Origin of the sequence: Citricoccus sp. K5 (genome assembly GCF_902506195.1) — a bacterium.
Lineage (GTDB): Bacteria > Actinomycetota > Actinomycetes > Actinomycetales > Micrococcaceae > Citricoccus.
On record NZ_LR732817.1, the window covers coordinates 3,120,317 to 3,137,667 of the forward strand.

The window sequence follows — 17,351 nt, forward strand, 5'->3', positions numbered from 1 at the left end:
GCAACACCGGACTCCGCACGCCGGCTGTCCTCACCGGGCCCCCGGATCTGGCACCCTTAAGCACACGATGAATCCCACCGCCTCCTCCTCTCCTTCGTCCGGCACGCCCGCAGGTGCCGGCGTCCAGCCCTCGGACACTGGCCTCGCCGACCCGGTTGACCACACCGACCTCGTTGACCTGCCCGTGGGGTTCCCGACCGGTGCCGGCCTGCCCCCCGTGGTGCTGGAACTGGGCGGGCTGTTCGAGACAGCTGGACATGAGCTGTCCCTGGTGGGCGGCCCGGTCCGGGACCTGTTCCTCGGCCGGGTGTCCCCGGACCTGGACTTCACCACCGACGCGGATCCTGACACCACCCTGAGGATCGCCCGGACATGGGCGGATGCGCACTGGGACATCGGCCGGAAGTTCGGCACCATCGGCTTCTCGAAGGGTGGATGGCAACTCGAGGTCACCACCTACCGCGCCGAGAAGTACGACCGGGACTCCCGCAAGCCGCAGGTCGCCTTCGGGGACTCTCTCGACGAGGATCTGCTGCGCCGCGATTTCACCGTCAACGCGATGGCCATCCGGCTGCCCTCCCTGGAACTCGTGGACCTGTTCGGCGGGGTCAAGGACCTGGCCGCCGGGCGGCTGCGCACGCCCGGCACGCCCGAGGACTCCTTCTCGGATGATCCGCTGCGGATGATGCGGGCCGCGCGCTTCGCCTCCCAGCTGGGCATCGGGGTAGACCGCTCCGTGGTGGAGGCCATGACGGCCATGGCCGAACGGATCACGATCATCTCCGCCGAACGCGTCCGGGACGAGCTGGTCAAGCTGGTCAACGGATCCCACCCGCGGACCGGCCTCAACCTGCTCGTGGACACCGGCCTCGCCGAACACGTGCTGCCCGAACTGCCGGCTCTGAAGCTGGAGACCGACGAGCACCACCGCCACAAGGACGTCTACGAGCACTCGCTGACGGTCCTGGAACAGGCGATGGGCCATGAGTACCCTGCCGAGCTCGAGAAGCAGTGGGCGGCGGAGCACCCGGAGGCTCCGAGTGGCGGGCCGGCTGGGACAGGTGAGGCAGGCGAGGACAGCGAGGGCGAGGCGGATGCGGAACGGTTCGTGCCGCCGTCGGGCACCTATGTTCCCGCACCGGACTTCGTCCTGCGCTTCGCGGCCTTGATGCACGACGTCGGCAAGCCGGCGACCCGCCGCTTCGAACCGAACGGGGCGGTCACCTTCCGCCACCACGATGTGGTGGGGGCCAAACTGGTCAAGCAGCGGATGCGGGCGCTGAAGTTCGACAACGACACGATCAAGGCCGTGGCCCGGCTGGTCGAGCTGCACATGAGGTTCTACGGCTACGGGGACGCCGACTGGACCGATTCGGCTGTCCGTCGGTATGTCAACGACGCCGGCCCGGTGCTGCCGCGACTGCATGCCCTGACCCGCTCGGACGTCACCACGCGCAATCGCCGGAAGGCCGAGCGGCTGGCGTTCGCGTACGACGACCTGGAGCGGCGCATGGTGGAGATCGCCGAGAAGGAGGAGCTCCAGGCGGTGCGCCCGGACCTGGACGGATCCCAGGTGATGCAGATCCTCGGCATCAAGCCCGGGCCCGTGGTGGGGCGTGCCTACAAGCACCTGCTGGAGTATCGCCTGGACGAAGGTCCGCACGACGTTCAGACGGCCACGGCCGAGCTGCTGCGCTGGTGGGCCGAGCAGCCAGAGTCCGCCGCCTGATCACGGCATCGACAGCTGTCGGATTCATCGGCGTGTCTCGACGTGCATCGCGCACGTGATTCCGGGGCCTGGGATCAGAAGAGTCCCGTGACGTTTCCGTTGGCGTCCACGTCCATGGAGTCGGCCGCAGGCTCCTTCGGGAGCCCGGGCATGGTCATGACGGCCCCGGTCAGCGCGACCACGAAGCCGGCACCGGGCCGCAGCAGGAGCTCGCGCACCAGCACGGTGAAGTCGCTGGGCGCCCCCAGCACCGCCGGGTCGTCGGTGAAGGAGTACTGGGTCTTGGCCATGCACACGGGCAGGTGGTCCCAGCCCTCCTCGGCCAATTGAACCAGCTGCCGGGCGGCGGTGGGCGCGTACTCCACGGCGGATCCACCGTAGATCTGGGTCACCACGGCCTCGATCCGGTCCGCGACCGTCATGTCCTCCGTCCAGAGGGAATGCCAGCCGGAGTCGATGCCCACGGCCGGCAGAACCTCGAGGAGCCGGCGGCCCACGTCCAGGGCGCCCGCCCCGCCGCGGGCCCAGACCTCGGCCACCGCGGCGGGCACGCCCCGGCGCGCGCACCAGCCGGTGAGCCAGTCCAGTTCGGCCTGGGAGTCCTGGGGGAAGCGATTGATCGCGACGACCACGGGCACCCCGTAGGCGGCCATGTTCTCGATGTGCCGGGCCAGGTTCGCGACGCCGGCCTCCAGGGCCTCGAGGTGGTGCTGTTCCGTGTTCCCTGCGTCCCCGGTGTTCCGGTCGAGTTCCTGCAGGGCCATCCCGCCGTTGAGCTTCAGGGCGCGCACCGTGGCGACGATGACGCTGGCCGCCGGCGGGAAGCCTCCGGCCACGGAGGTGATGTCCATGAATTTCTGACCGCCCAGGTCCGCGCCGAAGCCGGCCTCGGTGACCACCACGTCGGCCAACCTCCGGGCGGTGTTGGTGGCGGTGATGGAGTTGGCTCCGTGCGCGATGTTCGCGAAGGGTCCGCCGTGGACGAAGGCGGCCGAACCACCCAGGGTCTGCACGAGGTTGGGGTGGAGTGCATCCTTGAGCAATACCGCCATGGCCCCCTGCGCGCCGTTCGGCCCCAGGTCCCCGACCGTGACCGGCCGCTGGTCACGGGTCCGGCCGATGATCATGCGGGACAAGCGGTCCTTGAGGTCCTCGAGGTCGGTGGCCAGGCAGAACACCGCCATGGTCTCGGTGGCCACCGTGATCTCGAAGCCGTTCTCCCGGGGGACGCCCTCGGTGCGGCCGCCGAGACCGATGATGGTCTCGCGCAGTGCGCGGTCGTTTGTGTCCAGGGCCCGCTTGATCGAGATCGTCCGGGGATCGAGGCCGAGGGCATTGCCCCGGTGGAGGTGGTTGTCCACGAGGGCGCAGAGCAGGTTGTGGGCCGCGGTGATGGCGTGGAAGTCGCCTGTGAAGTGCAGGTTGATGTTCTCCATGGGTACCACCTGCGCGTACCCGCCGCCGGTGGCACCGCCCTTCATGCCGAACACGGGGCCCAGGGAGGGCTCACGGAGTGCGGCGATCGCGGTTCTGCCGGCCCAGTCTGCGGGGGCGTCCTCGGCCTGTGCCAAGAGGTTCAGGCCGTCCGTGAGGCCGACGGTGACGGTCGATTTTCCCTCACCGGCCGGCGTCGGGCTGATGCCGGTCACCAGAACGACCCTGCCGAGCTGGTCGGGACCGCCGGCCGGGTCGGGACCGCCGGGTGGGGCACCGTTGCCGGGGCCGCCCGGGAGGTGGCGGGTGTCCACCTTGGCCATGTAGTGCCCGTAGGGGATGAGCGCGTCGGCGGGGATCCCGGCCCGGCGGGCGACGTCGGCCACCGGTTCGAGCGTCGCGGCCGCGGAGATCTCGGCGTCGTTCATGGGGGTGATCCTCGCATAGCGGCGGTGGAACGGGAACGGGTTCATCCGCGCCCCGGCAACGAAACTGGCGGCCGATGGATGACCTCACACCGGCCGGGGGGCCGATCCGAGGTATCCGTCGACCGCCAGATGCGGGTCTCTGGATGCTGGTCACCGGGGAAAGATGATGAAGTCCGGCGGCAAGGGGATGTCGTCCCGGCTCGGGGACCGTTCCTGGTCAGGCAGGAAGGGCGCCGGGCGGAAGATGGTCCCGAAGCGCTGTTTGCCGGAGCGCCGGCGTTTGCTGCGGTGGTCATCGAAGTGCTCACTCACGTGCTGTCACCCCCTTCCCGTGCCTGAAGGGGGCCGGTCAGGATGGCGATGTGCTGTGTGGAGAGCTGTGTGGAGAGAGGGGCGGACATGGCTGGGGTTCCCTTGGTCGGGGGCCTCAGCGATGGGCAAGCGGCTCAGTGGACTTCCACCAGACGGGTCTGGAGGCGGCCCTGCTGTGGGATTCCTCCAGGACGGGAAGGGCCCTGGAAGGGGAAGCTCAGCTGGTTGCGGTCAACGCGGAGGCGGGGTTGGGCAGATGAATGGCGGCGACTCCTGGCCACGCCAGAAGGACGCCGGACGCGGTGTAGCCACCGTTTTCAGAGTCATTTCCATAGATCATCAATTTCCCCACCTCCTTCAGATGAGTCCGTCCGCCGATGAAGAGCGGAAAAGCCGACAAGGAAGCGCGCCGAATCCTGACGGATCAGGGCACTCCTGGAGATTAGCACCCGACCTGTGGTGTACGACACCCCTACCGGTGAGTAGTCTCAGAAGCAATAAAAAACTGGCGGTCGAGAAGAGGGTGGTGCAGAGGCGCGCGGGCTCAGCGCTCGATCTCGCCGCGGATGAAGGCTTCCACGAGTTCGTGGGCCTCATCGTCATGGTGCTGGACCGGCGGGGACTTCATGAAGTAGGAGGAGGCCGAGAGGATCGGCCCGCCGATGCCGCGGTCCTGGGCGATCTTGGCAGCACGGACGGCGTCGATGATGACGCCGGCGGAGTTCGGGGAGTCCCAGACCTCGAGCTTGTACTCGAGGGACACGGGTGCGTCACCGAAGTTGCGGCCCTCGAGGCGGACGAAGGCCCACTTGCGGTCGTCCAGCCAGGACACGTAGTCCGAGGGACCGATGTGCACGTCATCCTCCCCGAGCTTCGCGGACGTGTTGGAGGTCACGGCCTGCGTCTTCGAGATCTTCTTGGACTCCAGGCGCTCCCGCTCGAGCATGTTCTTGAAGTCCATGTTGCCGCCGACGTTCAACTGGTAGGTGCGGTCCAGGGTGACGCCTCGGTCCTCGAAGAGCTTCGCCATCACGCGGTGGGTGATGGTGGCGCCGATCTGGGACTTGATGTCATCGCCCACGATCGGCACGCCGGCGGCGGTGAACTTCTCGGCCCAGGCGGGGGTGCCCGCAATGAAGACGGGGAGCGCGTTGACGAAGGCGACCTTCGCGTCGATGGCGGCCTGTGCGTAGAACTTGGCCGCCTCCTCCGAGCCGACCGGGAGGTAGCAGACGATGACGTCGGCCTGGGTGTCCTTGAGGACCTGCACCACGTCGACCGGCTCGGCGTCCGACTCCTCGATCGTCTCGCGGTAGTACTTGCCGAGACCGTCCATGGTGGGGCCGCGCTGCACGGTCACCTGGGTGGCGGGGACATCGGCGATCTTGATGGTGTTGTTCTCGGAGGCGGTCAGGGCCTCGGAGAGCTCCACGCCGACCTTCTTGGCGTCCACGTCGAAGGCGGCCACGAACTCGAGGTCATCCACGTGATAGTCGCCGAACTTCACGTGCATGAGTCCGGGGACCTTCTCATCCACGGAGGCATTGCGGTAGTACTCCACCCCCTGGATCAGCGAGGTGGCGCAGTTTCCCACGCCCGCAATGGCCACACGAATCGGGTTCTTAGACACCGGTACTCCTTGTTGTCCTGATGGTCCTGGGGCCGCACGCCGGGCGCGGCGGACCGGGCCCCGCATGACGGGACTCAACGCTGGTGGGTGCCGCCGACCCGAATGGGCGCGGCACAACCCCATCCACTTTACGCCGGATGACGCCTGCGGACGGCATCGTGTCCAACCGCGCCGGGATCCTCGCTATTCCCGTCCTCGGCTCCCGGCCGTTCCTGCTCTCCGTAGGATGGAGCCCATGAGCCTGCGCACCCCGGCCCCCGGCCCGCGGAAGGCCGGGGCCTCCTCGTCCACCTTTCCCGGAGGTCACGACGCCGGCCGCCCGCTTCCGGCCTCCGTCCCGTCCCGCACGGACGGGCTGGTGCGCAGGATGCGCGAGCTGCTCGGTGGACCGGCCGGCAGGCACACCGTCCCCGGGCGGATGACGGGCACGTTCTTCACCCCCATGCGGGTCATGATCCTGCTGACCACCCTCTCGGCGATCGTCGCCGTGCTGCTGAAGTCCCCCTGCCGCCTGAACGGGTGGGGTCAGCCCACCGTGTACTACGCCGGCTGCTACTCGGACTGGTCCGCCCTCTACGGCGGCCGCGGCTTCGCCGAGGACCCCTTCGCCCCCTTTGCCGCGGGGGCGAGCTTCGAGTACCCGGTGCTGATGTCCGTGGTGGCCTCGATCGCGGCGGTGGTCTCCCAGATGCTGCCGTTCTCGGAGCTCAACCCCTCGTTGGCCTACTGGGACGTGAACTTCGTGTTCACCGCGGTGCTGTGGATCGTCACGGTGGTGGTCACGGCCAAATCCGCCGGACGGCGGCCCTGGGACGCGCTCATGGTGGCCGTGGCCCCGGGAATCATCCTGGCGGGCTCCGTGAACTGGGATCTCTGGGCGGTCGCGCTGCTGGCGGTGGGGATGTGGCTGTTCGGCGGCCGGAGGCCCCTGCTGGCCGGGATCTTCTTCGGCCTGGGCGCCGCCATGAAGCTCTACCCGTTGCTGATCCTGGGGGCGTTGCTCATCCTGGCGGTCCGCTCGCTGAAGTGGGCGCCGTTCCTCTGGGCCGCACTGGGAACCGTGGGGGCCTGGCTGGTGGTCAACCTGCCGATGATGATCGGCAACGCCCAGGCGTGGAGCGTGTTCTTCACCTTCTCCGGGGAGCGTGGCCCGGGGCTGAGCTCGATCTGGCATGCGTGGGACGTCACCATGGGCAAGATCGGCGGACCGACCATCAACGCCGAGCAGCTGTCCCTGCTGGCCTACGGGGCCTTCTTCGCCTGCTGCTGTGCCATCTTCGCCCTGGGCGTGCGGTGCCGCTACCGGCCCCGGGTGGCCCACCTGGTCTTCCTGATCGTGGCCGGGTTCGTGCTGTGCAACAAGGTGTACTCCCCTCAGTTCGTCATCTGGCTCATTCCCCTGGCGGCGCTCGCCGCCCCGCGCTGGCGCGACTTCCTGATCTGGCAGTTCCTCGAGGTCCTGCACTTCTGGGCCATCTGGATGTACCTGGCGAAGGGCGCCTCCGGTTCCGAGGTCCAGCACTCCTTGGACGACACCTTCTACGTGCTGGCGATCCTCGGCCACATGGCCGCCACCGTCTACCTGATGTTCCGGGTGGTGGAGCAGATGCTGAATCCCTGGGAGGATCCGGTGCGCGCGTCCCTGCCCGGCGGGCGGATCTGGCGCACCGGCAATGCGGGCCAGGGACACGTGGCGTCCGCCGCCCGGCTGGAATCGCTCGGCTTCGACCCCTCCGAGGCCCGCAGGCTTCCCGTGGACGATCCCTTGGGAGGGCTGTACGACGATGCTCCCGACCGGGCCCCCTGGCTGCTCAAGGCCCACGCCGAAGTACGGTAGGGCCATGACCGCACCGGACACCGACTCACCCCGACCGACCCTGGACCTGGCGGAGTACCTGCAGGACCTGTCCGACTTCGTGATGGCCAGCCCCTCGAGCTACCACGCCGCCGCCGAGGTGGCCCGGCGGCTGGAGGCCGCCGGATACGTCCGCGTGGACGAGGCAGTGGACTTCCCGGCGGAGCCCGGCGGGTACGTGCTGGTCCGGGACGGTGCGGTGATGGCCTGGAGGATTCCCGACGCCGGCCACATCCCCGCCACCCCGGTGTTCCGGATCCTCGGCGCGCACACCGATTCGCCGACCTTCAAGCTCAAGCCGAAGCCGTCCATGTCTCGAGAGGGCTGGCTGCAGGCCGGAGTCGAGGTCTACGGCGGCCCCCTGCTGAACTCCTGGCTGGACCGTGAACTGTGCTTCGCCGGCCGCATGGTGACCGTGGACGGACGGGAACACCTGGTCCGCACCGGTCCGATCGCCCGGTTCCCGCAACTGGCCATCCACCTGGACCGCGAGGTCAACAGCGGCTTGAAGCTGGACCGGCAGCAGCACCTGAATCCGGTCTGGGGTGCCGTGCCGGTGGGAGACGCCGGTGGACGGACCGCGGACCTGCCGACCGACATCCTGGCCGTCCTGGCGGGCACCGCCGGACTGGACGCTGACGAGGTGGCCGGCTTCGACGTCGTGATGGCCGATACCCAGGCGCCCGGAGTGTTCGGGGCCTCGGGCGAGCTCTTCGCCTCCGGACGACTGGACAACCTGTCCTCCGTCCACGCCGGGCTGGTGGCGATGGAGTCCCTGAGCACCTCCAATGCGCTCCCCGGCTCACTCTCAGTCGACTCGGGGTGGGTGCCGGACGGAGACACTCACACCAAGTCGAGTGAAAACACGGGGGGTGTGGTGGCTGACGGCGTGGCCGGTGAATCCGCCGGGGCACCCGTGATCCCGGTGCTGGCCGCCTTCGACCACGAGGAGCTCGGCTCCGCGTCCCGCTCCGGGGCTGCCGGTCCCGTGCTGGAGGACGTGCTGCGCCGGGTGCTGGACGCCCTCGGCGTCTCTGGCCAGGGGACCGCACGATCGTTCGCGGGCTCCTGGCTGCTCTCTGCAGATGCCGGGCACCTGGTCCACCCGAACTATGCCGAACGGCATGACCCGGTGAACCATCCCCGGGCCAACGGCGGTCCACTGCTGAAGATCAACGCCAACCAGCGCTATTCCACCGATGCCGCCGGGGCTGCCGCCTTCGCCCGCTGGTGCGGGGTGGCCGGGGTGCCGTTCCAGGAGTTCGTGTCCAACAACGGCGTGCCGTGCGGTTCCACGATCGGTCCGATCTCCGCGACCCGGCTGGGCATCCGCACCGTGGACGTGGGCATCGGGCTGTTGTCCATGCACTCGGCCCGTGAGATGTGCGGCACTGAGGACCCGGCGAGACTCGCCGCGGCCGTCACCGCCTTCTACGAGGGTGTCTGATCCGCACCACTGCACCGTGGGCGGGTGTGCGGTGCGTTGTCCACAGCACAGCGTCCGGGAGTGGTGCGCGCGGGCCGAAGCGGGTGAGACTGGGATGGATCCGCTTCGATTCCGGTTCGCGGCCAGCGCGGGCACAGGGTAGGATAGCCAAGGTTTTCTGCGTGCCGTCCCATGACGGACTCCGCGCAGATCCATCGCACAGAACCTCCTGTTACGGAAGTACCGTGACCGTCAGCCCAAAGGAGGTGGGTTCGCATGCGTGCATATGAACTGATGGTGCTGGTTGATCCCGAAGTGGATGAGCGCACCGTTGAACCGACCCTGCAGAAGTACCTGGAGGTCGTCACCAAGGACGGCGGCTCCGTGGACAAGTTCGATCTCTGGGGCCGGCGTCGCCTGTCCTACGAGATCCAGAAGAAGGCTGAGGCCATCTACGCGGTCATCAACTTCACCAGCTCCCCGGAGACCTCCAAGGAGCTGGACCGACTGCTGGGTCTGAATGAGACCATCCTCCGCACGAAGATCACTCGCCCTGAAGAGCAGAAGATCTCCACGGAGACCGCAGAGTAATTTCCGTGTTGGCATCCCTCGGGAAGCCGCACACCCACGCCGATATCACCGCCGAACGGCTCGGACGTAAGGCACTACAGGAGGCATCATGGCCGGAGAAACCGTCATCACCGTTGTTGGAAACCTGACGTCCGACCCGGAACTGCGGTTCACCCCCTCGGGTGCTGCCGTGGCGAACTTCACCATCGCCTCCACCCCCCGGACGTTCGACCGCCAGTCCAACGAGTGGAAGGACGGGGAGACCCTGTTCCTCCGCGCGTCGATCTGGCGCGAGGCGGCGGAGAACGTGGCCGAATCGCTGACCAAGGGCACCCGCGTGGTCGCCCAGGGCCGGCTGAAGGCCCGGAGCTACGAAACCCGTGAGGGCGAGAAGCGTACGTCGTACGAGCTGGACGTTGATGAGGTCGGTCCCTCGCTGCGCTACGCCACAGCCAAGGTCACCAAGTCCAACCGCTCCGGCGGTGGCGGCTTCGGTGGCAACTCCGGTGGTGGCTTCGGCGGCGCCCAGGGTGGCGGCGGCTTCAACCAGGGGGGCAACCCCGGTGGCCAGGGCGGCGGCAACGCCGGCTGGGGCGCCGGAGCCGGCCAGCAGAGCGATCCGTGGGGTGGTTCCTCCACCTCTGCCGGATCCTGGGAGACGCCGGGCAACGACGAACCTCCGTTCTGATCCCGGGTCCTCCACCCCACACCGCATCATCCAGGGACTGGTGTCCACCAGACCCGCCACCGGCCTCCGGTGCCCTCGGGCGCTGACAGGCCGGACGCCGTCGGGAACCGTTTCCCGCTCGGCACTGCAGGTGGCGAGCCACCTGCGATCCCATCCCGCAGAACCGTTCTGCGGGCTCCCGAATATCGAAGGAGCACCACGATGGCGAAGGCTGAAATCCGTAAGCCCAAACCAAAGTCCAACCCCCTGAAGGCCGCTGACATCACCGTCATCGACTACAAGGACGTTGCACTGCTGCGCAAGTTCATCTCCGACCGCGGCAAGATCCGCGCGCGTCGCGTGACCGGCGTGACCGTGCAGGAGCAGCGCAAGATCGCCCAGGCCATCAAGAACGCCCGTGAGGTTGCCCTGCTTCCTTACTCCGGCGCTGGCCGCGGCTGATCGACCGAGTCGAGGAAGGAACAGATACCAGATGGCAAAGCTCATTCTGACCCAGGAAGTGACTGGCCTGGGCTCCGCCGGTGACGTCGTCGACGTCAAGAACGGCTACGCCCGCAATTACCTGCTGCCGCGCGGTTTCGCGACCCTGTGGACCAAGGGCGGGGCGAAGCAGGTCGAGTCGATCAAGACGGCCCGCCAGATCCGCGCCGTGAAGTCCCTCGAGGAGGCCCAGGCCCTGGCTGCACAGCTCCAGGCGTCCGCGGTCAAGCTCGAGGTCACTGCCGGTGAGGGCGGCCGCCTGTTCGGCGCCGTCAAGGCCGCCGACGTGGCTGACGCCGTCGAGGCCGCAGGCCGCGGCAGCATCGACAAGCGCGTCGTGACCCTGCCGTCCGCCATCAAGGCGACCGGCCGGTTCCAGGCTCACGCACGTCTGCACGAGGATGTCCTGGCCGTGATCGACCTGGACGTCGTCGGAGCCAAGACAAAGAAGAAGTAACTGAAGAAGTAACTGCAGGAGTAACTGCAGAAACAACTCCAGAAGTGACTGAAGGACTGACTCTCTAGTCGACCTTGGTCCTCAGGGCCGTGGCCGGTCGGATCCCCCGGGAACCGACCGGCCGCGGCCTTTAAGCAACGTTGCCGCTTCTCGCGCGGCGTCCGGCTTGACGTCAGCCCTCGGTACGGGGCTGGTCGACGATCTCCGTCATGTGGCGGTAGCCCGTCTGGATGAGTTCCTCCAGGACCTCAAGGTCCACGTCCGCCAGTGTGTTGACGTAGAGGCACCCCTTACCGACCTTGTGCTTGCCGAGCTTGGACAGCAGCTCGGGAGCCTCCGGTTGCACGAGGAGTCCGTACAGGGACTGGCTGGCCTTCCGCGGGGCGAAGCCGACGGCGAGGGCATCTCCGCGGTGCCCCGACTCGTACTCGTAGTGGTAGCTGCCGTATCCGACCATGGTCGGACCCCACATGACGGGATCCTCTCCGGTGACGCGTCGGAACATCTCGTCCAAGACCTCGGCATCGGCACGGCGGACGGGGTGCTCCACCTGCGCGATGAACTCCTCGACGGGAGTCCGCGTGGGTTTCGTCTTGTTCTCGTAGCGGGCCATGCGCCTATCATTCCAGTCCCTACAGCGGGAGGGAATGTGAAAGCACCGGGAGACCGATAGGGGCTGAGTGCGAACCAGGCGTGACGGATGTGACAACGCGGACGGCCACAGCTTCCCCGGGTGGCCGGAACGAGCGGTGTCGGAGCATACAACCACGGGTACAAACCATGTGGACAAGCTGTGGATAACTCTGAAGAGCACGGTCTCCAGGTTGCAACGATGCGGCCTATGGTGCTAGATCACCACACGTAATCCCCAAGCAAATTCTTTTCTATCCACAGCCTTCAGTACATAAACGCCCTTGTCAGACCGCTAATAGCGTGGAATGCACAGGCTAATCCCCGGAGTTGTCCCCACGCTGTGCACACAACACGCCGCTGAATCCACACGTTATCCACAGGACGTGTGGATTACCTGGTTGAGGGAGGGACGACCGACGAGTAGTGTCACGTGGTATCCCCTTCAGGCGGAGCCGGGTATTGGCTGGGGTTCACGGCGCACATCCGGCACGACATCGTCTGCGGAATCCGCCGCTTCGGGGTAACCGATGCGGCGGATTCCTCTGGGGAAATTCGCACCGCGAGGAGTTTGCCGGGCCGTCCGGTATGGGAAAGGGAATCGAGTACTTGGCATCAGAGGATTTTGATTCCACCGACGGCGCCGGCGGCTCGCGGGCCCATCTTCTTCCACCGCAGGATCTGGTGGCCGAGCAGTCCGTGCTCGGGGGCATGATGCTCTCCAAGGACGCCATCGCGGACGTCGTCGAACTGTTGCGGGGCAACGACTTCTACAAGCCGGCCCACGAGATGATCTATGAGGCGGTCATCGACCTCTACGGCCGCGGTGAGCCCGCAGATGCCGTCACGGTGGCAGACCTGCTCAACAAGCGGCAGGAACTCTCCCGCATCGGCGGCCCGGCTGTCCTCCACGAACTCATCCAGTCGGTCCCCACCGCCGCCAACGCCGGCTTCTACGCCGAGATCGTCCGCGAGAAGGGCGTACTCCGCCGCCTGGTCCAGGCCGGCACCAAGATCGTCCAGATGGGTTACGGCCAGGACGGCGAGGTCGAGGAGATCGTCAACGAGGCTCAGGCGGAGATCTACAAGGTCGCCGAGACCCGTCAGTCCGAGGACTACGTGGCACTGTCCGGGATCCTCGAGCACACGGTGGACGAGATCGAGGCCGCAGGGTCCCAAGGCGAGGGGATGACCGGTGTCCCCACCGGCTTCTATGAGTTCGACGAATTGACCCAGGGTCTGCACGGCGGCCAGATGATCGTCATCGCAGCCCGCCCCGCCGTCGGTAAGTCCACGCTCGCCCTGGACTTCGCGCGTGCCGCCGCCATCAAGAACAACATGACCTCCGTGTTCTTCTCGCTCGAGATGGGTAAGAACGAGATCGCGATGCGCCTGCTCTCGGCCGAGGCCACCATCGCGTTGCAGGATCTGCGCAAGGGCACCATCCGGGACGAGCAGTGGTCCAAGATCGCCGCCACCGTCGGACGGCTCAATGACTCCCCCTTCTTCATCGACGACTCCCCGAACATGTCCATGATGGAGATCCGTGCCAAATGCCGCCGCCTGAAGCAGAAGCACGACCTGAAGCTCGTGATCCTGGACTACCTGCAGCTGATGAGCTCCGGCAAGAAGGTCGAGTCACGCCAGCAGGAGGTCGCCGAGTTCTCCCGTGCCCTGAAGCTGCTGGCGAAGGAGCTCGACGTCCCGGTGATCGCCCTGTCCCAGCTGAACCGTGGTTCCGAGCAGCGCACGGACAAGAAGCCGCAGGTGTCCGATCTGCGTGAATCGGGCTCGATCGAGCAGGACGCGGACATGGTCATCCTGCTGCACCGCGAGGACATCTATGACAAGGAGTCGCCCCGTGCGGGCGAGGCGGACCTGATCGTGGCCAAGCACCGTAACGGCCCCACCAAGACCATCGTGCTCGGCTTCCAGGGCCACTACTCACGGTTCTCCAACATGGCGCCCGACGCCGGCGGGTTCTGACGGTGCCCACGGCGCCTCCGAGCCACTCGCGCGGCTGAGGGACCTGCTGATGGAACTCATGGCGGATCTCTGGGCGCGGGCCACCGCTACCCACGCACCCCTGGACTGGCCGATCGCGCTGGCGATGGCCGGCGTCGCGCTGGTGTTGGCCTGGACCCCGCCCGGCTACCGCGTGGTGCGGCACGTGGTGACCCTGGTGCACGAGGCCGGGCACGCGTTGGTGGCCGTGCTCGCCGGCCGCCGACTCAGTGGCATCCGGCTGCATTCCGACACGTCCGGCGTGACCCTGTCCCGCGGCAGGCCGCGTGGGCCCGGGATGGTGCTGACCCTGGCGGCCGGCTATCCGGCCCCCGCGCTCGTGGGGCTGGCGGGCGCCTGGCTCGTGGGTGCCGGCTATGCCGCCGGATGGTTGTGGCTGCTGGTCCTGACCTGCGCGCTGATGCTGCTGATGATCCGCAACCTCTACGGGCTGTGGGTGGTGCTGGCGACCGGCGTGGCCGTGGGGGCGTTGTCCTGGCTGGCCTCGACAGTCGTCTTGGTGGCCGCCGCGCATCTGGTGGTCTTCTCCCTGCTCCTGGCAGCCCCCCGATCCGTCGTGGAGCTGCAGCGGCAGCGGCGCCGGGTGCGCCGAGTGACCGGTGGCCGCAGCGGTGCCACGGCCGCTCTGGCCAGCGACGTCGACCAGCTGTCCCGCCTGACCCGCGTCCCGGCCGCCGTGTGGATCGGTGTGTTCTGGATCGTCTGCGTGGGATGCCTGGTGGCCGGCGGATGGATGCTGTGGCCCGTCCCGTCGTAGCGGCGTCTGGCCTCACCGCCTGTGGATAGAGCCATCGGTGGCACGGATGGCCGTTAATGTGGACTCATGGGGACCTACGCACCGGGAGAGCCCTGGACTGCCCGGGATCAGATGCTGCTGAGGACGGCCCAGGTGATGCACGCCTATGCCCACGGGGAGTTCGACCAGATCCACCCCGTCCCGGTGGACTTCGCCGTCGCCGGAACCTTCCCGGAGAACCGGATCATCGCCAGTGCCCCGTTTCGCCGCGCCGTCTATGGATCGGGAGGGGACGGCAGCTACGTCCACAACAGCGGCGTCTTCCTGGCCACCGGCCGGTTCGGCCTGGCCCTGACCGCCGGGGCTGCCCTCGGACGGGCCATCGGCAACTCACGGCGCCGCGCGGACGCCCAACGGATGGCCCAGGCGGACTGGCGTCCGTTCGACCAGGGAGCCGTGTTCGTGAATCAATACGGGTTCTACCTGAGGACCGCTGCGGGGCTCCTGTGGTGGGGCTGGGATGACCTGCTCGAATGCCAGATGGTCGAGCCCGGCCGGCTGGTGATGCTGGGGGTCACGCCCGAGGGTCAGCGCAATTTCATGCTGGATTCGGACCTGGCCGAGCTGCTGTTCGCGACCTGGGCACTGGTCCGCCAGCCCCAGCACTGGCAATTCCTGCAGCGGGTGTGGCTGATCCCGGCGTGGCTGGAACACTACCGGAGCGTCTACGGTCCCTCGGCGTTCGACTTCGCCCGGGAGTTCCCGGACCACTTCGGCCAGCTCTCCTGACGGACGCGCCCGGTCGGACGCCAGGGTGAGCCCGGCACGTCGACGGAACCTGACATCCGAGGGGCCCACCCACCTACCATGCGGACCATGAAGGTCGTCGTGCTCGGGGCCACCGGAACCATCGGAACACTCATCACCGCGCGCCTGCGCGAGTTCGGCCATGAGGTCATGGCCGCCAGCCGCAGTTCCGGGGTGGACGCGGTGACGGGCGAGGGACTCGAGGCGGCACTCGCCGGCGCGGACGCCGTGGTGGATGCGCTGAACCGGGAGACCCTGAGCGCCGCCACGGCCATCGAATACTTCACGACGACGGCCGGGAACGTCTGCGCGGCGGCCCGCCGGGCCGGCGTCGGGCGGCTGGTCTGCGTCTCGATCGCGGGGGCGGCCGATCCGGCCGTGAACAAGGCGTACGGGTACTACCGGGGCAAGGCAGCGCAGGAGCACGCCTACCGTTCCTCGGGGCTGCCCGTGACCATCATCCATTCGACGCAGTGGTTCGAGCTGGTCCCCACCATCCTCCAGCGGACCACTCTGGGCCCGGTCGCCGTCCTCCCGACGATGCGCATGGCGCCCGTCGCCGCAGCCTCCGTGGCCCGGCTGGTGGCGGACGAGGTAGCCCGGAAGCCAGACGGACGGACAGGGTACGAGGTGCGGGAGGTGGCCATCCGCGGACCGGAGGTCTCCACGGCGGCCGAGGTGGCCCGGAGGATGCTGACAGCGCGGGGTTCCCTCGGCGGCAAGAGTCCGAAGAGGATCCTGGAGGCGCCCCTGTTCGGCCGGGCCATCGCCTCGGGCGGTCTCATCCCGGAGGACGGGCTGGTGGATGAGGTCACGCTGGAGCAGTGGCTGGCCGGCACCCGGCCGCACGCCGTCCGGGAGGCCTACGACTACGTGATCGTCGGTGCCGGGATGGCGGCCGCCAAGGCCATCGTCGGCATCCGGGCCGAGGACCAGGCCGGGAGCATCGGTGTGTTCGGCGAGGACCCCTCCGCCCCGGTCTACCGGCCGGACCTCTCCAAGACGTTGTGGCTGAAGGAGGACGCCAGCCTTGAGGAATCGCTCATGCTCTCGGAGGCGCCCGGTGCGGCGAAGGCCCCGGACGGGAACACCGAGCTACACCTCGGCACCACGGTGGCGTCCCTGATCCCGGATGACCGCTCCCTCACCCTCGGCGGCGGGCAGCGTGTCCGCTACGGCAAGCTGCTGCTGGCCACCGGGGCCGCACCCCGCCTGACCGGGCTCGAACCCGGCGCGCGGATCCTCTACTACCGGACCGTGGACGACTACCGGCGGCTGCGGGAGCTCGCCCGGGCCGGGGCGCACGTGGTCGTGGTGGGCGGCGGGTACATCGGCACCGAACTCGCGGCCGTGCTGACCCAGAACGGGGTCCGGGTGACCTTCGTGGTCACCTCCGTTCCGCTGCTGGCCCACCTGTTCCCCGAGTCATTGGCCCACACGGTCACCCGGGAGTTCAGCGACCGCGGTGTCGAACTGGTGGTCGGCCGGCTCGCCGGCGGCACCACCCGGCGCAAGGGCGTGACCGTCCGCCTCGAGGACGGGACCGAGATCGCGGCGGACGCGGCCGTCGTCGGGGTGGGGGTGTCCCCGCGCACCGAACTGGCCCGGGCCGCCGGCCTCGCGGTGGACGACGGGATCCTGGTGGACGATCACCTGCGGACCGGGGCGCACAGCATCTACGCGGCGGGAGATGTGGCGCGCTACCCGGACCGGCTGCTGGGAGTCCGCCGCGTGGAGCATGCCGCCGCGGCCGAGACCATGGGCACGGTGGCCGGACGGAACATGGCCGGAGCGCACCGGCCCTACCGCACCACCCCGTTCTTCTGGTCCGACCTGTTCGACTTCGGCTATGAGGCCGTCGGCGAGGTCGACACCCGCCACCGGACGGTCGAGGACTGGGCCGTGGGAGAGGGCGGCCAACCGGACCACTCCACCGGTGTGGTCTACTACGTCGACCAGATCGGCGCGGTGCGCGGCGTGCTGCTGTGGAACGTCTGGGACTCGGTGAAACCGGCCCGGAAGCTCATCGAGAGGACGGGGCTCGAACCGGTCAGGGACCTGGATTCGCTGCGCGGTGAAATCCCGTTCGGGTGACGGCCAGGAAAGGATCCCCGGTGCCGGCCCTGCGGTCTCGTGTCCGCAGG

Annotated in this window: 15 protein-coding genes; 11 read left to right on the top strand and 4 right to left on the bottom strand. The window is 68.1% G+C overall.

Translation table 11 applies throughout. The annotated features are described in order from the left end of the window. Positions 1-67 precede the first annotated feature (67 nt). Positions 68-1,729: an HDIG domain-containing metalloprotein gene (locus BOSE125_RS14035; RefSeq protein WP_159553506.1), complete on the top strand. Its 1,662-nt coding sequence runs from the start codon at positions 68-70 to the stop codon at positions 1,727-1,729. Between the two features lie 74 nt (positions 1,730-1,803). Here BOSE125_RS14035 and BOSE125_RS14040 read toward each other — a convergent pair whose 3' ends face one another. The 3 genes from BOSE125_RS14040 to BOSE125_RS14050 form a co-directional block, all read right to left on the bottom strand. Next, a complete protein-coding gene (locus BOSE125_RS14040) occupies positions 1,804-3,591 on the bottom strand; it encodes a formate--tetrahydrofolate ligase (protein WP_159553508.1) in 1,788 nt (595 codons plus the stop codon). Positions 3,592-3,741: 150 nt separating this feature from the next. Then, a complete protein-coding gene (locus BOSE125_RS14045; RefSeq protein ID WP_159553510.1) occupies positions 3,742-3,903 on the bottom strand; it encodes a hypothetical protein in 162 nt (53 codons plus the stop codon). 544 nt (positions 3,904-4,447) lie between these two features. Further along, positions 4,448-5,533 carry an inositol-3-phosphate synthase gene (locus BOSE125_RS14050; RefSeq protein ID WP_159553512.1) on the bottom strand — a complete coding sequence of 362 codons (1,086 nt, stop codon included), beginning with the start codon at positions 5,531-5,533 and terminating at the stop codon, positions 4,448-4,450. Between the two features lie 235 nt (positions 5,534-5,768). Between BOSE125_RS14050 and BOSE125_RS14055 the strand changes: the two genes are divergently transcribed. The 6 genes from BOSE125_RS14055 (at position 5,769) to rplI (ending at position 11,009) form a co-directional block, all read left to right on the top strand. Then, complete coding sequence (locus BOSE125_RS14055; protein WP_236558026.1) at positions 5,769-7,370, top strand: glycosyltransferase family 87 protein; 1,602 nt, start codon at positions 5,769-5,771, stop codon at positions 7,368-7,370. A 4-nt stretch (positions 7,371-7,374) separates the two neighbouring features. After that, the gene (locus BOSE125_RS14060) at positions 7,375-8,835 is read left to right on the top strand and encodes a M18 family aminopeptidase (RefSeq protein WP_159553514.1); all 1,461 of its coding nucleotides are present in this window, start codon (positions 7,375-7,377) and stop codon (positions 8,833-8,835) included. 255 nt (positions 8,836-9,090) lie between these two features. Further along, on the top strand, positions 9,091-9,405 hold the full coding sequence (gene rpsF / locus BOSE125_RS14065; protein WP_159553516.1) for a 30S ribosomal protein S6: 315 nt from the start codon (positions 9,091-9,093) through the stop codon (positions 9,403-9,405). An 88-nt stretch (positions 9,406-9,493) separates the two neighbouring features. Continuing rightward, a complete protein-coding gene (locus BOSE125_RS14070) occupies positions 9,494-10,072 on the top strand; it encodes a single-stranded DNA-binding protein (RefSeq protein ID WP_159553518.1) in 579 nt (192 codons plus the stop codon). A 201-nt stretch (positions 10,073-10,273) separates the two neighbouring features. Then, positions 10,274-10,513, top strand: coding sequence for a 30S ribosomal protein S18 (gene rpsR, locus BOSE125_RS14075; protein WP_010144869.1), 240 nt, complete (start codon positions 10,274-10,276; stop codon positions 10,511-10,513). 31 nt (positions 10,514-10,544) lie between these two features. After that, a complete protein-coding gene (gene rplI / locus BOSE125_RS14080; RefSeq protein ID WP_159553520.1) occupies positions 10,545-11,009 on the top strand; it encodes a 50S ribosomal protein L9 in 465 nt (154 codons plus the stop codon). Between the two features lie 172 nt (positions 11,010-11,181). Here rplI and BOSE125_RS14085 read toward each other — a convergent pair whose 3' ends face one another. Further along, entirely contained in the window at positions 11,182-11,622 is a 441-nt protein-coding gene (locus tag BOSE125_RS14085; RefSeq protein WP_159553522.1) for a DUF1801 domain-containing protein, read from the bottom strand. A 605-nt stretch (positions 11,623-12,227) separates the two neighbouring features. Here BOSE125_RS14085 and dnaB point away from each other — a divergent pair. The 4 genes from dnaB (at position 12,228) to BOSE125_RS14105 (ending at position 17,301) form a co-directional block, all read left to right on the top strand. Beyond that, positions 12,228-13,625 carry a replicative DNA helicase gene (gene dnaB / locus BOSE125_RS14090; protein ID WP_371300600.1) on the top strand — a complete coding sequence of 466 codons (1,398 nt, stop codon included), beginning with the start codon at positions 12,228-12,230 and terminating at the stop codon, positions 13,623-13,625. A 49-nt stretch (positions 13,626-13,674) separates the two neighbouring features. Continuing rightward, on the top strand, positions 13,675-14,421 hold the full coding sequence (locus BOSE125_RS14095) for a M50 family metallopeptidase (RefSeq protein WP_159553524.1): 747 nt from the start codon (positions 13,675-13,677) through the stop codon (positions 14,419-14,421). 66 nt (positions 14,422-14,487) lie between these two features. Next, a complete protein-coding gene (locus tag BOSE125_RS14100) occupies positions 14,488-15,189 on the top strand; it encodes a hypothetical protein (RefSeq protein ID WP_159553526.1) in 702 nt (233 codons plus the stop codon). Between the two features lie 87 nt (positions 15,190-15,276). Continuing rightward, complete coding sequence (locus BOSE125_RS14105; RefSeq protein ID WP_159553528.1) at positions 15,277-17,301, top strand: FAD-dependent oxidoreductase; 2,025 nt, start codon at positions 15,277-15,279, stop codon at positions 17,299-17,301. The last annotated feature ends 50 nt before the right edge of the window (positions 17,302-17,351 follow it).

Excerpts from the sequence above, each read along its gene's own strand:
- BOSE125_RS14035 (WP_159553506.1), top strand. The coding sequence starts at position 68 with ATGAATCCCACCGCCTCCTCCTCTCCTTCGTCCGGCACGCCCGCAGGT.
- BOSE125_RS14040 (WP_159553508.1), bottom strand. The coding sequence starts at position 3,591 with ATGAACGACGCCGAGATCTCCGCGGCCGCGACGCTCGAACCGGTGGCC.
- BOSE125_RS14055 (WP_236558026.1), top strand. The coding sequence starts at position 5,769 with ATGAGCCTGCGCACCCCGGCCCCCGGCCCGCGGAAGGCCGGGGCCTCC.
- BOSE125_RS14060 (WP_159553514.1), top strand. The coding sequence starts at position 7,375 with ATGACCGCACCGGACACCGACTCACCCCGACCGACCCTGGACCTGGCG.
- rpsF (WP_159553516.1), top strand. The coding sequence starts at position 9,091 with ATGCGTGCATATGAACTGATGGTGCTGGTTGATCCCGAAGTGGATGAG.
- BOSE125_RS14070 (WP_159553518.1), top strand. The coding sequence starts at position 9,494 with ATGGCCGGAGAAACCGTCATCACCGTTGTTGGAAACCTGACGTCCGAC.
- rpsR (WP_010144869.1), top strand. The coding sequence starts at position 10,274 with ATGGCGAAGGCTGAAATCCGTAAGCCCAAACCAAAGTCCAACCCCCTG.
- rplI (WP_159553520.1), top strand. The coding sequence starts at position 10,545 with ATGGCAAAGCTCATTCTGACCCAGGAAGTGACTGGCCTGGGCTCCGCC.
- BOSE125_RS14085 (WP_159553522.1), bottom strand. The coding sequence starts at position 11,622 with ATGGCCCGCTACGAGAACAAGACGAAACCCACGCGGACTCCCGTCGAG.
- dnaB (WP_371300600.1), top strand. The coding sequence starts at position 12,228 with ATGGGAAAGGGAATCGAGTACTTGGCATCAGAGGATTTTGATTCCACC.
- BOSE125_RS14095 (WP_159553524.1), top strand. The coding sequence starts at position 13,675 with ATGGAACTCATGGCGGATCTCTGGGCGCGGGCCACCGCTACCCACGCA.
- BOSE125_RS14100 (WP_159553526.1), top strand. The coding sequence starts at position 14,488 with ATGGGGACCTACGCACCGGGAGAGCCCTGGACTGCCCGGGATCAGATG.
- BOSE125_RS14105 (WP_159553528.1), top strand. The coding sequence starts at position 15,277 with ATGAAGGTCGTCGTGCTCGGGGCCACCGGAACCATCGGAACACTCATC.